Raw genomic sequence first — 15,423 nt, forward strand, 5'->3', positions numbered from 1 at the left:
CCGGCGACACTCCGAGCCGGTCCCCTAATTGAACTGCTTGTGTATAGCCCACACCAGAGTCGTCTCCATGATTTCCTCAAAGCGGCACACCGGAGTTGATTGCTTCGGGCTGCCTTGCGAGCCACGCGCCAAAGGTACAATCGGTCACCAAGACGAACTCAAGCGGCTTTGCCGGAGGTACGGAGAAACGATGTCGGAATGGCTCGAAGTCGGCACGGATAATTATGTATTGGTCACTGAAGGATCGCTCCTGAACACGGGCCTTATCATCGGCTCACAGCGCGCCATGGTTATCGATACGGGGTGCGGTCCCCGCCAGGGCGGCGAAATTCTGAACGCGGTGCGCGAGAAGACGCGCCTGCCCCTTGTTGTCGTCAACTCGCACGCCCACTACGACCACTTTTTTGGCAATGCGGTGTTCGATGAAGCCGGCGTCACCGAGTTCTGGGCGCACCAGAACTGTGCCACCGAGATAGACCAGCGTGGTGACGTGCAGCGGCGACACGTTGGAACGCTGGAGCCTGAGATGGCCGCCGCTGAAGGTGAGAACGTGGAGCTCGTGGTTCCCAACGCAATCGTCAAAGATCAGCCTGTCCTCGTCGACCTTGGTGGTCTGACAGCAACTTTGTTCTACCTGGGCCGCGGACACACTGACGGTGACCTTTTGGTTGGCACACCGACGACTCTCTACGTGGGTGACCTCGTGGAGCAGGGTGCCCACCCCTCTTTTGAAGACTCTTACCCGGAGGAATGGGCGGACGTGCTCCGGCATATCTCAGCGCTGCGCCATCGCTACGAGTTCCTTATTCCTGGGCATGGAAAGCCCTGCAGTGATCAGTTCGTCAAGACCATGGCCAACACTATGAGTACGGCGGTAAGGCAGGCCCGGCAGTCCATTCGGGATACCCCCAACGACGCGACCAAAGCGATTCCCGTTCTGCCATACGGCCCCGAACAGTCCCGGTGGTTCATCAAGCGGCTGCAGGAGACCCGGTTCAACCCCCAGGAAGCCTCGTAACAATACGTCTTTCTTGAGGAAATCTTGAGGTTGGCCTCCGCGCATTTCCAGACGGTTAGCCCATGGTGATGGACGTAGGGCAGGAATGCTGAAATTGAAAGATAAGCCTACTTTCCTTTGTTTTGCTGACTGTCCCCGCGGTTGAGTGCACGCTGAGCGCACTTCCGATGGCTGGAGATCATCGGTCTAGAGGCTTAAGCCCCGCTCTCCGACGTGACTTGTCAATCGGTATGTCGCGTGATTAGGTCAAGCCGATGGGGATCACCTTGACCAATGGGAGGCTACTGTGGCTTTTTCGGACTACGCCCTGGCGCTGAGCGCTTTGCTGGGCACCTTGTTGGTTCCCTTCGCCGTCTTCTACCAGATGCTGCGGCTCAAGCGCCGCGCGGTTCGGATCCCCGTCCGGCCCGCACCCGGAGGTAACCAGCGCTAGCCATGCCGTATGTAGACATCAACCCCCACAAAGGCCGTCCCAAGTGGGTGGGCTACGTTATTCTTGCCATTCTCCTGGTGCTCACGGCGGCAGTGGTTTCAACCGCACTGATCCACCGCTGAGCAGCGGATACGGAGAAGGACATACTCCCGGACCCCCTAGACTTACTAGTTGAACCAGTGCCGCATAACCGTTTGCCGAAACGTCCGGGGGGACAGACATGCCACATCCGGCGGATCAGAATGCAGGCGCCCCAGCAGAGGATGCAGGGCAGCCGCAGCTGCGCCGACGCCGCGACCTTCGTCGTGCCGACGGCTCAGTTCAGGATGCCTGGACAGGAACCATGCCAGCCGTTACACCCGATATGTCCAGTTCCAACGACGCCGGTAAGCCGGCAACGCGCCGATCCTCCTGGGCGGAGGCGGCAGCTGCAGCCGACGCCACCAAGCCGTCCCGTGCACCGTCGCCCGCTCCGCCCGCACACCAGCCGGTCAGTCCTCCAGTCCCCGCACCTTCCCCAGCGCCCATCGCCTCCGCGCCCGCATCAGTGCCGGATGACCGCGCCGCTGAGCCTGCGCCGAAAGCGGCCACGCCGCCGTCGGCAGCCCCTGCTTTCCGTCGCAGCCGGCCCACCGTCGCCGACGAAATCACCGAAAGTCCCATGCCGGACTTCATCAGTTCGCCCGGCCTGTTCGTCAAGGAGCAGAAGCCTCGTCCCCGGGGTGGCATCCGCGGTGCACTGTACAACCTGACCGGGGGCGCATGGAACCTGGGTCCCGGACCCAAACAGCGGCAGGAGGACGAGTTGGCCCGTCGGATCTCCCGCCAGCTACAGGGCAGTTACAACACGGCGATCCTCAGTCTCAAGGGCGGGATCGGCAAGACCTCCACCACGGTTGGTGTGGGCCTTACTCTCGCTGAGCACCGCGGCGATGCGCCCTGCGCCATCGACGCCAACCCGGACTCCGGCGACTTGGTGGAACGCGCCCTGGGCGAGGGTATCTACCAGCAGGCCAGCCCGCGGACCATTACGGATCTGCTGGAAAACATCGAGTCCATCGACTCCCTGACGTCGTTGGCCCGGTACATGCACCACGCCGGCCGGTTGCACCTGATCGCGGGCGAGCAGGATCCCGAGGTCTCGGACTCCCTGACCGCGGAGGAGTACCTTCGAATCCGTAAGCTCATTTCCAGCTACTACTCCGTGGCGCTCACTGACTGCGGCACCGGCGTGACCCACAACGCGATGAGCGGCATCCTGCAGTCGGCCGACAACCTGGTGATCGCCGCAGGCTATGCCGTGTCCGGTGCCAAGCGCGCCCGGAGCACCCTGCACTGGCTGGCCAGCCACGGCTACGAGGAGCTGGCCCGTAATGCCATTGTGGTCATAACGGACAAGGACGAGGTGTCCTCCCGCGTGGACAAGGACGCGATCGAGGAGCACCTGTCCGGGATCTGCCGGGAACTCATCGCGGTTCCGCACGACCGCGGCGTGGCCGACGGCGACCTTGTGACCCTTGATGTGCTCAAGCCCGAGACCCGGCGCGCGTACAAGGAGATTGCCGCCGCGATTGTGGACGGGTACCGGTAGGACTCGGGCACCTTGACCGCCGGGAGCGTACCCGCTCCATTCGCAGGGGACCTAAACCCACGTAGGCGAACAATCCGGGCCTCGGGCTGGCCAAGTCTTTGCGGCGCGTGTATGTTCTAATGAACTTGCTGAACACGGTCCCGCAGTTTTTTGGGGGAGTGCCGCTTACTCGCTTGAGGAAGAATTTCGGAATGAGCCGGGGTTTCTCATCGTAGTTGCTGCCTGCGTGACTCGCCCTTCTGCCTATGGTGCCGGCCCTCGAGTGCCATGGTGCTCCGTCAGCGAAGTGTCGACGCAATCCGCGGTTCATCCGCGGGTTCTAGCAGAACCGTTGCTGGGCCACGACTCCCCGTGGCGGGGTCCGCCCCTTGTGCTGCCGCTTCAAACGGAGAGCCTCGCTCCGAGGGCACTGCTCTACTGCCGGGGGCGAACGCCCTTCTCGCACAGCGTTGAGGGCTGCGCACTGCGCAGAAGAGTCTGCAACCTCCTCGCGGGAGAGGTCGCCACCTTGCTAGCGGACTCTGCTTAGCCGCCCGACGCCAGTTCCGCTCTTGTACTTCGCCTCCAGGTTCTTGATAACCCTGCGCATCATTGGCCAAAGTGGCTCTTCGCGGTTCATGGGGAATGGATCCCTGGGATGAGCGTCATGCCGCCGTCCGGACGGCGCTTCTCAAGAGAATAACTGACTTGTAGTTAACGGCATTGCGGTAGCCACGGGCAGTTCGCTTGATGTTCTTGATTGCCGTGTTGTTGGCCTCGACCTTTCCGGTTGTGGCGCCGGTGATGATCAGTTCTTCAATCTCTTTCCACCACGTGCAGACAGTGCGGTAGAGCCTGTTGGTTTCGGGTCGTGCGGCTGCCTTGACCAGTTCCTCAAGTACCTTCTTGGCTTCTACGGCGTCTTCCAGTGAGCCGGTACCGCAGCAGGGTCCCGGAGTTGTTCCTTGACCTTCCAGACTGCTTGGAGGGTGCCGGTGGGATCGTCGAGGGTGAAGACTTCCTCGAGTCGGAGGGCGGCCTTGCTGCTGAGATTGTTGTCGATGGCTCGGCCGCGGCGTCCCTTGACCTGCTGTGACAGGTTCTGCCGGGTCTCCGACATCGTCTGGTTGGCCAGCGAGATGAGGTGGAAATGGTCAACGGCGACAGCTGTGCGCGGAAGCCACATCCGCAACGCTTTCCGGAACGCCGCCGAGGGGTCGATCGCGACGACTTGCACCGCCAGCCGCCACTCTAGCGGGCCGGACGAACAACCATTCCCCGATGCCCTGGTAATCCCGGCCGTCCACGACACCGAGGACCTGTCCGGTGTCCAGATCCACGATGGCCGTCATCCACGGCACGAACCGGGTCCACACCTTCGCTCCCGGGTCCTGAAAGTACCCGCACGGACAGGAACCGGTGCTCATCGATGCCCAGCATCCGCGGGTTGAGCTTGTCCACGTCAGACAGGTGCAGCAGCCACGCCTCGGTCACCGCGGAACGGACCATCCACCAGGACACGGCGAAGCTGAGGGCCGTTTCCGATACGGCCCGACCGGAGCGGATGACCGCATCCACGAGCTGGTCCCGAAGCCTCCTCGTGGACCGGGCACGATGCGGAACCTGGGGCGTGGATTCAAAGAACGACAGCCGGTCGCATGCCGGTTCTTCGCAGTACCAGCGGTACTTGGACCACAACACCTCCACCGGACCGGCGACAGGAATATCCCTCAGCCGCTGGAGCCGGCGTTCCTTCCGCCGAGAGGCGATGACACCACAGCTCGGACAACCAGGTGGCTGGTCGGTTTCGACGATGACCTGCCGCCGGCCGGCTGTGACGGAGGTGGACATAACGCGGTAGTCGGGCAGGTTGAAGGGGATGGTGGCAGCGTCGGTTGCGACCCCGGTAGGCCCGATTAAGGCTCGTGGTCCTGTTCCAGGTTGAATGCTTAGACACACTCATCCCAGCAGGGCCACGGCCCCCTTGTCTTCAACGACACGAACTCAATTCCCACCAACCGCGAAGAGCCGCCAAAGTCGACCAACGGCAGTGAACGCAGAGCGAGCCCCAGACAGCCAGTCAGTTCTGCTCGGAGCTTTGCTCCGTCGTCTTAGGTGCGGAATCGCGCACCCGTATCACGGGGGCCTTGAACAGCCACGGGATGCCACGGAGTGCTAGCCAGGTGAGAAGGCACACGAGTACAGTGGCGCCGCAAACAATGACGGGAAGCAGCCATACAAGAGAGTCCGCTGGTCCGGAGAGACCTTTCATCGTCCAGGAGATTCCGCTGAGCGCGATTGGGTGGATCAAGAAAACTGGCAAGGTGTTTCGCCCGAGGTAGGAGAGTGGCCTGGCTAATGTCGCAGAATTACCAGCCCACTTGGACGCGATCAGCAACAGTGGAAGCGCGATCAACGGAGTGAGGGCATAGGCAAAATTGCTTGCGCCTGGAAGGATTTTTCCAAGCAAACATAAGGTAGCGCCGGCTCCGATTAATGCCGCGACATGTGATAGCCGGACCTTGTCAACAAAACGGAAGATCTGGTCACGGGCATGGCATCCGAGTAGGAAGAAGACGAAAAAGTGTGGGGTGTGCGAAAGACCCCAGCCTTCGAAAGGAAACCAAACAGCAAAAGGAAAAGCCACAATCGCTGCACCAAGCAATACCACCAAGGTATTCACGGGCATCAGTATTTTTGTGAGAACCATGTACACGCTCAGGGCAGCCAAATACCAGAGGATCGTTTGGAGCGAAAAAGAAGCCCATAACGTTGCACCCAGGACTCCGCCTGTTGCTACTTGTACCGCCGCGAAGATCAATGACCACAGGAGAAACAGGTACGCTATCGGCCATACCCTCGTGGCAACGAACGCCCCAAGAGGCAGCGCAAGGCTCTTGCCCATAAACAACCCAGAGACCAGGAAGAAGAGCGGCATGATAAATGTGAACAGGCCAATATCGACCAGTGTCCAAACTTCTCCAGCCTGAGTCGCGGGGGAGGAAAGGGCGCCGGTATGGAAGAGAACCACCGATAAGATCGACACCCCCTTAGCAACGTCGGGCCAAGTCTCGCGGGTCTTCTGTTTCATACATCTGTCGGCTATTTCGGGAGGGGTGTTTATTGGCGTCTTTTTCGGCACGAGAGCAACAATACCTGTCGGCTCCGGCTAAAGAACCGTAAGCTGACGACAGTTCATCCCCTGTTTAGGCCTCGGCGGCGTAGGGTGGATGGCAGACGTCTCTACACACTAGTATTTCGCTTCGTCCCTTGCTCGGTCGCTAATAGGGCTTGTGCCAACGGAGGTTGTGCCGTACCGCGCGGCCCCAGTCTCGTCACTGCTTTGGTACTTGTGAGGACGACTGCCCGGGGTCAAAGCTGCTAGCCCGTCTGCTGCCCGGGTGACGCGCCGGGGTATAGTGGAGCCCAGCCGACAGTAGCTCAAGCCGGGGGCAGCTCATGAAGCAGAGCAATTTGCCGTGGATAAACACGGCTCGGGGGCTCGCTATCTTTCTTGTGGTCCTTCATCATTCGGTTCAATGGGCTGAATCGGCGGGGTATGGATCAGGGGCGTGGCTTCACCTCACGTGGTCGCTGGCCACGATGCGTCTGCCTCTGTTCTACGCGATCTCTGGGCTGCTTGCCGTTAAGTGGATACACCGTCCTATGCGGGAGGTGCTGACTTTAAAGGTCGCCACGTTGATATGGCTGTATTTGCTCTGGCAGCTGTTGACCGTTCTCTCGTATCTTGTAGTTCCCAACGTGAGCACCCCAGGCAAGGGGGACCTCCGGGAGCTCTTGACGGCGTTGGCTACGCCTCTGCTCCCGCAAAACTCGCTATGGTTCATTTGGGCGTTGGCGGTTTTCTTTGTGCTCTGCAAGCTGCTCTACGGGCGGGTGACTCCTTGGGCAGTCCTTGCGCCGGCCGCTGCTGTTTCGTCATTCTCCATGGCCGGGATGATCCACACCGGAAACCTCGGCTGGGATGGTCTGTTAACCAATTTCGTTTTTTTCTCTGCTGGGGTCTACGGGGCGGCGTTGATAAAGGGCTTCGCGGAGTGGCTAAATCCTTGGACCGCCGCCGTTATCCTGGCAGGCTGGGTGCTTTGCCTGGTCCTTCTGCCGACTGCTGACGCTGTTGTGCTGAACCTTGGTACGCGTGCTGTCGGGCTCGCTGCAGGCATCAGCCTGGGCGTGCTGCTCCAAAGCTCCAAACATTTGGGTCGCGCAGGCAGTAACACTCTGACTTACTATCTCCCTCACTATATTGTCCTCGGAATACTGGCCTACCTCGCTTCACAATCTGGCCTACCTGGCGGAACGGCGAATTGGCTCCCGGCGGCTATGTTGATCATCACCGTCCTAATTTGCTTGGCCTTGCGGCTCATAGCTCGTATCCTTCGCTGTGAAGCATGGCTTTATGGGCAAGCGCCAGCCAGTCTCACTTCGCGGCTGACACCACATGGCCGACAAGCGAAGATGAGTCCTCGCAGGAAGAGCATTTGAAACTGCCCCTGCGTCCATAGCTACTTAACGTAAGACTGCGGCTGCAACCGGTTGTTGGCGTCCTTTACTGGGGCGGCAACTCTATAGGCGGAGGTTGTGCTCCTCGAAGGAAGGCGCCGCCGCTAAAGAGGCGAGAGCTCTTGGGATACTTAGTGTTTTGAGCGCCGATGAGGTTTTGTTGTGAAACTGCCAGCGATGGTTTAAAAGTGACCATTTCGCTGGGCGGATTCCAGCGGTCGATGGGACAGCTAAGCCGAGGTGAGGCCACTCCAGCCGGAAACTCCTGCGGAGTCTGTTCACGACAGCGTCGATGTTCTGCTCATAACGCTTGAGTTCGCCCTCGATCCTCGTAACGACGCTCTCCTAGGCACGCTCCGCGATCAGGCCCTCTGCCAGAAACCATGACACGCCCCATGGCGCAAGCGGCTTGACATTCCCACATCCGCTGCGGTCACTCCGCCGGCACATTAGGGCTTATCCAACATTGGCGTGGACGTGCGCGCGAGCAGGACCCGGGAGCCCAATGGCCGTGTCGCATTAGGGCGTTTCGAGTCTGGTCCTGCCGATTTGGGCAAAGCTACCCGGGGACTGGAAAGGGGATTGACGAAAATTCAGACCTCCCTGTCTAGGGGCGTCATGGCCCCGCACGGAGCTGGGTTTGTCCAGTTTCACTTCAGCTAGGCACAGCGCAAGCAGCAGCCAGGTCACCGGGAAAAACGTAGCGTTCGAAAACAGGCTGCTGACCAGCACGAGGACGAGCGCCTGGCCTGAGATAGTTCGGCAGTAGCGCGCGGCAGTGAATATCAGCACTAGCATTAGTGGGACGGCGAGGAATTTCCCGTCTACCCACATGGCTAGCAGCCAGTTGCTTGCGACGTTATTCGGTGACTCGCCGGTGATTATCTGACCCCAAACGCCCACCCTTCCGCTTGCGCTTAGTCCATGACCGTATAAGGGTGCCATGTCCGCTAGGCGCATGAGTGCGTCGAACTGGCGGACTCTCGCCTGTCCGGAGATGTCGTCTTGTTGGACTTGGAACGTGCGGTTCAATCTTACTGTCAGGTCGATAACGAGTTGTGGTAGAAAGACGAAGGCTCCGGCAGTGGCTAGGGCGAGAACGAGGACGGATCCGCCTCTGCCCTGACCGGCTGACTTTTGCTTACCTCGCCGGCGAATTAGGTACCCTATGACCGCTGTCAAGACGACAGCCACCCCGAAGCCGATCCAGGCGGCGCGGGCAAATGCCAGGACCAGAGCGGCCGTGTTTGCAGAGACAGCGAAGATGCGCCACCACCTGCCCAAGGGGAGTCGCCACGCCAGCAGAACGCCAATGCCAGAGAACATGCCCAGCCAATCGGGTTCGGGGTATATACCAATGGGGCGCCCGAGCGTACTGATGGTGGCGTGCCAGGTTTTGATTGGGACGATGCCAACCACTTGGAGCAGGGCCAAAACGCTGCTAATTGTAGTGACCGCAAGAAGGCCGACGAGCATCTGTTGGCGGTCTAGAGCGGTTGAGTAAGACATGATGACCATTGCCGTTACTGCAAGCCCTAATAGCTGGAAAACGAGGGTTTCGCTGTTCACCATGTCGCCCAGCAAGCTCGTCAGCGCCATGAGAGCCACCGGGATAAGCATCCGCCACGCCCGGTTGAATCCTCTGGCATTGAACAGCCCCCGGCTTTGAAGTACCCAGACCAGGGCTGTAATGGTGAAGACGTGGACCCTGAAGACCTGAATGGCGACCAGTCCAGCGCTGACGCCGAGCAGGAATGAACCCATTCCTCTGCCGCTTTTGTGGGTTGCGAGAACCACGACGGCCAGAATCGACATAGCGAGCACCAGTAGGCTTTCAGGAATCCCCATCGGCCTAGTTTATGTTAGGCACACCGCGTCCTGATCACGTTACCCCTCCGAGTTGGGAGCGGGCCTGGCGTCGCCTACCAATGTGCGTTCAGCACCCTGAGAGCCTTGCTCTCTGCGGTCGGGTTCGCGTAGCGAATAACCCAGCCAATTACCGCCCTAGGGCCAAGAACTGGGCTTCGACCTGACAGTCGTTGCCGAGCCGCAGCACAGTGACGAGACCGGCGAAGAAGCTGGCCCTGATTTCGTAAATCCGCAAGTTAGGGCAGCCTCCGCGCCCGACAGCGGGCAGCAGCATGACGCAGGCGTCCATGCTCCCGGTCAAGCCGCAGAACAGATCATCCAGGCTGAACGAAACCAGCACTTTGCTATGTGCTCGCAGTCGGTCAAGGTGCACCGCTGTGGACTTCACCGGCAAGCAGCCGTCGTGCTCGTGAAGATCACCAACAGCGACCACATGAAGAACTTCAACATCCAGCATGGCTCCGGCGGAGCCATGCAGAACAGCTCAAGCTTCGCCGCCCTTGCTGCAACCGACACGTGCATGGGCGAAGGCGAGTGGTACTGGATGACACTGCCATCGAAGTCTGTCCCTGGCGGCACCCCTCCGACCCGTACCGCCATCACCGATTTCCAGATCAGCGTCGGGGACGATAACACCGCCTACCCGGTCACAGTCCACATTCAGGCCCTCGCCGCCGTGTGGACGATCGGCTGCGTCACGTTTAACTTTGACGATGAGTCCGCCCCGCACTACAACATCCCCCCGGCCAATACTCAGCAAGTACGGGGCCGCCGCCGCTCCTACCCGTGTCGGAAGCCATCGACGCGGCAGGGGGCATGACCACTGCGCAGCTTCAGGAACCCAGAACATTCAAGGTTGGACCATCGGCGCGCACTCTGACACCTGGGCGTACCACACCATGCCGCTCGCCAACCAAACCGCAGATGAACTGGCGAACTTTTGTCCGCGCCAACAGGAAGTGGGTGACCCGCCGTGGCCTGTCCGGCTTCGCTTTCTTCGCCTAACCCCGTCGGACGGACGACGACGCTAACCTGAGGGTCGCCCGGCAGTGACCACACGACGGCCAGAACAACCAGCCAGCGGACTAGGGAGACGGTACCTGCCAACGACCCAAACAGGCTACGCGTCCTGCTGCTCAGTGCATCCACAGCCGTGGCAGCGATGCAGGCCGGGTCAAGGCCCGTAGGGTGACTAAAGCCGTCACGACCGCCATCAGACGAACGGCGTCGTACTGCGGCCTATTCCCCCAAGCACCGGGGGGCTTCAGGACGGGACCTCACCTGCACGAGATGCCCCGGCTCAACATCCGAGAGACGCAAATCGGCGTTGCATTAAGCGTGCACTAGAATCAGCCGAGATCTTTCAATACATCCCGGGGGAAGCCATGGCTCTGCTAGTAGGCAGTAATTCAACGACGACCAGTGCCGTCTCTAAGAAAACAAAGTTCCGATCGGATATTCAAGGGCTTCGTGCCCTGGCTGTTGTCGCAGTTATCCTTGATCACTTTCTTGGATGGCCCTCGGGTGGATTTGTCGGAGTTGATGTGTTTTTCGTGATCTCGGGGTTTCTGATCACCTCGCTTCTTTTGCGTGAACATGATAGGTCCGGGACGATTTCCTTCGTAGGGTTCTACCTGCGCCGCGCTAAGAGGATCATGCCAGCCGCGCTCCTGGTTATTGTTGCTACGCTCGGTGGCGCCTATGCACTGTTCAGCAGCACACGATTCAATGCAGCAGTTTGGGACGGTGTCTGGGCAATTTTCTTCGGCGCGAACTGGCGCCTCGCTACCCTCGGGACGGACTACTTTCAAGCCGGTGGGCCAGTTTCACCCCTCCAGCACTACTGGTCGCTGGCCGTGGAGGAACAGTTCTACTTTATTTGGCCATGGCTGATGCTGCTCATTTTCTGGGCCCTCAGCCGTCGACGGTTTACCACTGCCAAAGACACGCGTCGCGTGATCGGGATTGTGATTGTTGTTTTGACGGTCGTTTCGTTCGCCTGGTCCGTTTGGGAGACTCATAGTAACCCTTCGTGGGCGTACTTCTCGACATTTTCACGAGCATGGGAACTGGGCGTCGGCGCCATTGTGGCGGTGTACGCGTCATCGGTCGCAATCCTCCGGCCAGTAATTCGGCACATACTCGGCTGGACGGGTTTGGCCGGGATCATTGCCGCCATTTTCCTCATGAGCGACACCGTCGCGTTTCCTGGGCCGTCCGCAGCGCTCCCGGTTGTGGCAGCGGCCCTGCTAATCTTGGCGGGAACAGGGCAGGAACGAAGCCCGCTGTGGCTTCTCACAAATCCGGTCGCCAGCTACCTGGGGGACATTTCTTACTCGCTATACCTATGGCACTTCCCGGTAGCGATACTGCTCCTGAGCATCTACCCCAGGGGTAGTGCCGAATACTACGTTGTTGGCACCCTTGCCATCCTGATTGCATCGATCCTCAGTTTCCACCTGGTTGAGAATCCCGCTCGGAAATTTGAACGGCCAAAGCGAGCAAAATATAAGACGCCCAGCTCACCTAATGGGAAGGCTAGCCTGATCTGGCTGGCGGTGCTGGCAGTGATCACAGCAGGAACTGTGACTGCCGCGCTCGTGCCGCGTGATGTCCCCGCTAGCAACGGAGCACTGGCCCCGAAGTCGACATCTGGCACGGTATCCGCGGCGGTAACGAAGGACAAATGCTGGGGGGCAGCCTCCTTGGATTCGCAGGCGGATTGCGTCCGGGATCTAGGTACTGCCGTCCTCCCTGATCCAAAGGCTGTGGCAGACGATACCGGCAACTCGTACGCCTGCTTCCCCCAGAAGGGCGAGCGCATGAAAACATGCACCTACGGCGGCGGGACAACCCACGTGGCGCTGGTGGGAGATAGTCACGCAGCATCGCTGCTCCCTGGACTCACTGAACAGGCGCAAGCACAGGGCTGGAAGCTGGACACGTACGTCGGCGTCGGGTGCATTTGGGCCACTGCCAGTTGCGCAGCAATGCCGGACATCCAGGCGAAACTCGTGGAGAAGCACTACGACATTGTCATCACTTCGGCGTATCGGGGAAGCGGCGACACGAACAAAAAGGCGCAGGCCGCCGCATTTGCAGACGAATGGCAGCCCGTGGCCAAGGCCGGGTCCAAGATCGTTGTCGTGAAAGATTTCCCCATCGGTGCAGGCCCAGCAGTCGAGTGCGTTCAGCGCATAAACTTCAATGCAGCCAGCAATGACTGCAACATCGACCTAGCGACGGCATTCAAAGTTGAAGACGCAGCTGCGATGGCCGCCGCCACCGTACCAAATTCCGTAGTTGTCGACTCCAAAAAATACTTCTGCCCCGCGGACGTATGCCCGGGAGTGATTGGCAACGTGCTTGTTTACCGCGACGACATTTCCCACATAACTGCCAGGTACAGCAAAACGCTTGGCCCCTACCTTGCGAAGGACATCAAGCAGGCCGCTGCCAACCTGACGGCCCAATAAGACTGGTTAAGTTCCCTAAGGTCGAGGACATGGGTCACTGCGCTTGGCGCGCCACAAAGACCACGCCGACGAAGCCGGGGGTCGAATTGTTTAGTCGATCCGATTTCACCGCCCGTTGCAGGTTCGGCTCCGTCCGGCACCATGTTGTACGCCGCGGACAACTCATCGCCCACGGATTGCATTTCAACCGCTGACAGTTGGGTTTCCTGTCGCCGGCGAACGCCGAACTCGTCTGTCCATTCAACGATCAGTCGCAGATTGGCTGCGCGCTCAGGGGCAAATCCATGAGCAAACATACGAGGGTTGCTCTTGAAGCTGCCTGGGTGTCAGCGATGGTCGAAAAGTGAGCCGTTTCGCGGGTTGAAAGTGAGCCACTTTGACGCTGGTTATTCTGCCGTATTTTCCGGTCTTGTCGAGGGCAGCGAGTCGACCTGAGTGTGTTTGAGCCGGTAGCTGGAGCCCTTGAGGGTGATGACTTCGGCGTGGTGGACGATGCGGTCGATCATGGCCGATGCGACGACCTGATCGCCGAAGACGTCGCCCCAGCGGGCGAAGGGCAGGTTCGAGGTCAGGATCAGCGAGGCGTGTTCGTAGCGGGATGAGACCAGTTGGAAGAACAGGTTTGCTGCGTCCTGCTCGAACGGGATGTAGCCGACTTCGTCCACGATGATCAGTCCGTAGCGGCGCAGCCTGACCAGTTCCTGGGGCAGGCGGCCGTTCTGGTGGGCTGCCTGGAGCCGGGCGACCCAGTCGATGGCGGTGGAGAACAGGACGCGGTGACCGAGCTGGGTGGCCCGCAGGCCCAGTCCAGTGGCGAGGTGTGTTTTGCCGGTGCCTGGCGGTCCGAGCAGGACGATGTTGGACGCTTCGGTGAGAAACGCGCCGGTGGCAAGGTGGGCGATGGTGTCGCGTTTGAGCCCCGGCTGGTGATCGAAGTTGAAGTCCTCGAGTGATTTCCGGGCCGGGAAACCAGCTGCCCGGGCCCTTATCTCGGCGCCGGAGGCTTCCCTGGCTGCGACTTCCCGGGACAGGACAGCGGCGAGGTATTCTTCGTGGGTCCAGCCTCCTTCATAGGCCTGGTCCGCGAGCCGGGCTGCTGCTTCACGGATCCGGGGTGCTTTCATCGCCCGGGAGTAGTACTCGATTTGGCCAGTCGTTTCTTTGGCTTCGGGCATCAGGCGACCTGCCCGTCATCGAGGACCACACCGAAGGCCCGGTCGTAGTCCGCCAAGTCCCGCAGCCCGGTTGTTTCGCCCACGGATGGAGGGGTTTGGAAGGCCTTCCGCAGTGCCCTTGCCGCCTCGACGTGAGCGGGGTCGGTGATGGTCAGCCCGGAGCCCTAGGAACGGGGGTGGGTGCCGACGGGCCTGCCGTCCAGGCTGATCGTGACGGTTGTCAGGTCAGCGGTGACGTCGACGAAGCGGCCGATGGCCTGCGGGTGGACGGAGTAGTCGTTGGATCCCATCCGGACGTAGTAGTCCCTCGGCAGCCGAACCCTTGCGGTGAAGCCGGTGACCGGTGGAACCGGTGGCAGCGCCAGCATGGCCGCTTTGTCCACGGCGAGCAGGTCCGACGGGCGCGCGCCGATCCGCCTGACGAGCCGGGCGTTGGCCTTCGGCAGCCACTGGCCGAGCTGATTGTTGAAATCCTCCGGCGAGGCGAAGTCCCGGCCCGGCAGGAACGAGGTCTCCAGGAACTGGTTGGCCCGCTCCACCACGCCCTTGCTCTCCGGGTCGTAGGGTTTGACCTGCACGATCCGGGTGGCCAGGACCCCGGCGAATGCCGCGACTCCGGCGGCGTAGCTGTTCCGCCGGCCGATGCCGGTTTCGTTGTCCCAGATCAGCCGCCGCGGAACCGCGCCCAGGGATCCGAGCAGCTCCCACATCCCGGCCAGCAGGTCCCCGGTCATCCGGGACGGGATCATCCGGGCCATGATGAACCGTGAATGCGAAGAAACCATCACCAGCACCGGCAACACCCTGGCCTTGCCGGAACCGACGGGTATCCGCACCTCCGGGAACCACAGATCGCACTGCACCTGATCACCGGGCTCGTAACTGATGCGATCAGCAGGATCGGCCGGGGCATATTCGGGCGGATCCTGGCCACGTTCTCCCGGAACCAGGCCGGAGACCCGGACCAGCCCACCCGCTCCGCCAGCACTGTTGCCGGCATCCGCGGGTTCTCCACCAGCAGCGCACGAATCGCCGGTTCCACAGCCTTGATCCCGGAGTCCTGCGGCGCCCGAACGTAAGTAGGCGGATCCTCAGCGCTGACCGCCTTTGCCACCGTGTTTCTGGAGATCCCCAGCCGCGCCGCTATCGACCTCATCGACTCACCCTCGGCCAGATGCAACCGCCGAATAAGCGCCCAATCCTCCACTGTGATCACCCACCCAATCGTTTGGAACGGGTGGCTCAGTTTTCAACCGTCACAATGGCTCACTTTTCGACCGTCACCGACACTGGGATGAACTGCCCTGATTTGAACGGGCCCGCGACTGTCTCGCTAGTCCCATGTCAACGGCAACTTA

Annotated in this window: 13 protein-coding genes and 1 pseudogene; 6 read left to right on the forward strand and 8 right to left on the reverse strand. The window is 60.6% G+C overall.

The window, feature by feature from the left end:
- Positions 1-190: 190 nt before the first annotated feature.
- The 3 genes from J7I84_RS21240 (at position 191) to J7I84_RS21250 (ending at position 3,042) form a co-directional block, all read left to right on the forward strand.
- The gene (locus J7I84_RS21240; protein ID WP_214946510.1) at positions 191-1,018 is read left to right on the forward strand and encodes an MBL fold metallo-hydrolase; all 828 of its coding nucleotides are present in this window, start codon (positions 191-193) and stop codon (positions 1,016-1,018) included.
- Between the two features lie 286 nt (positions 1,019-1,304).
- Positions 1,305-1,451, forward strand: a complete 147-nt coding sequence (locus J7I84_RS21245; protein ID WP_214946498.1) for a hypothetical protein — start codon at positions 1,305-1,307, stop codon at positions 1,449-1,451.
- A 343-nt stretch (positions 1,452-1,794) separates the two neighbouring features.
- Entirely contained in the window at positions 1,795-3,042 is a 1,248-nt protein-coding gene (locus J7I84_RS21250; protein ID WP_251046931.1) for a MinD/ParA family protein, read from the forward strand.
- Positions 3,043-3,686: 644 nt separating this feature from the next.
- Here the strand turns inward: J7I84_RS21250 and J7I84_RS21700 are convergent.
- The 4 genes from J7I84_RS21700 to J7I84_RS21260 all read right to left on the reverse strand — a co-directional run bounded on the left by J7I84_RS21700 (position 3,687) and on the right by J7I84_RS21260 (position 6,112).
- The gene (locus J7I84_RS21700) at positions 3,687-3,998 is read right to left on the reverse strand and encodes a transposase (protein WP_311381199.1); all 312 of its coding nucleotides are present in this window, start codon (positions 3,996-3,998) and stop codon (positions 3,687-3,689) included.
- Complete coding sequence (locus tag J7I84_RS21705) at positions 3,935-4,258, reverse strand: transposase (RefSeq protein ID WP_311381198.1); 324 nt, start codon at positions 4,256-4,258, stop codon at positions 3,935-3,937. The genes J7I84_RS21700 and J7I84_RS21705 overlap by 64 nt, the downstream gene beginning before the upstream one ends.
- A gap of 14 nt (positions 4,259-4,272) precedes the next feature.
- A complete protein-coding gene (locus J7I84_RS21710; protein WP_251046932.1) occupies positions 4,273-4,872 on the reverse strand; it encodes a transposase family protein in 600 nt (199 codons plus the stop codon).
- Positions 4,873-5,101: 229 nt separating this feature from the next.
- The gene (locus tag J7I84_RS21260) at positions 5,102-6,112 is read right to left on the reverse strand and encodes an acyltransferase (RefSeq protein ID WP_214946500.1); all 1,011 of its coding nucleotides are present in this window, start codon (positions 6,110-6,112) and stop codon (positions 5,102-5,104) included.
- Positions 6,113-6,480: 368 nt separating this feature from the next.
- On the opposite strand from J7I84_RS21260, the gene J7I84_RS21265 reads away from it, so the two are divergent.
- Positions 6,481-7,527: an acyltransferase gene (locus J7I84_RS21265; protein ID WP_214946501.1), complete on the forward strand. Its 1,047-nt coding sequence runs from the start codon at positions 6,481-6,483 to the stop codon at positions 7,525-7,527.
- 537 nt (positions 7,528-8,064) lie between these two features.
- On the opposite strand, the gene J7I84_RS21270 is transcribed toward J7I84_RS21265, so the two are convergent.
- Positions 8,065-9,393, reverse strand: a complete 1,329-nt coding sequence (locus J7I84_RS21270; RefSeq protein WP_214946502.1) for an O-antigen ligase — start codon at positions 9,391-9,393, stop codon at positions 8,065-8,067.
- Between the two features lie 148 nt (positions 9,394-9,541).
- Positions 9,542-9,754: a hypothetical protein gene (locus J7I84_RS21275; protein WP_214946503.1), complete on the reverse strand. Its 213-nt coding sequence runs from the start codon at positions 9,752-9,754 to the stop codon at positions 9,542-9,544.
- A gap of 69 nt (positions 9,755-9,823) precedes the next feature.
- On the opposite strand from J7I84_RS21275, the gene J7I84_RS21280 reads away from it, so the two are divergent.
- Both J7I84_RS21280 and J7I84_RS21285 read left to right on the forward strand, forming a co-directional pair.
- Complete coding sequence (locus J7I84_RS21280; protein WP_214946504.1) at positions 9,824-10,234, forward strand: hypothetical protein; 411 nt, start codon at positions 9,824-9,826, stop codon at positions 10,232-10,234.
- Between the two features lie 565 nt (positions 10,235-10,799).
- Positions 10,800-12,890 carry an acyltransferase family protein gene (locus tag J7I84_RS21285; RefSeq protein WP_214946505.1) on the forward strand — a complete coding sequence of 697 codons (2,091 nt, stop codon included), beginning with the start codon at positions 10,800-10,802 and terminating at the stop codon, positions 12,888-12,890.
- 386 nt (positions 12,891-13,276) lie between these two features.
- On the opposite strand, the gene istB is transcribed toward J7I84_RS21285, so the two are convergent.
- Together istB and istA are read right to left on the reverse strand one after the other, a co-directional pair.
- On the reverse strand, positions 13,277-14,065 hold the full coding sequence (gene istB, locus J7I84_RS21290) for an IS21-like element helper ATPase IstB (RefSeq protein WP_214946506.1): 789 nt from the start codon (positions 14,063-14,065) through the stop codon (positions 13,277-13,279).
- A pseudogene (gene istA, locus J7I84_RS21295) lies at positions 14,065-15,281 on the reverse strand (IS21 family transposase). Before istA ends, istB begins: the two are co-directional and overlap by 1 nt.
- Positions 15,282-15,423 lie beyond the last annotated feature (142 nt).

This window comes from Arthrobacter sp. ISL-85, from assembly GCF_018613675.1.
Classification (GTDB): domain Bacteria; phylum Actinomycetota; class Actinomycetes; order Actinomycetales; family Micrococcaceae; genus Arthrobacter.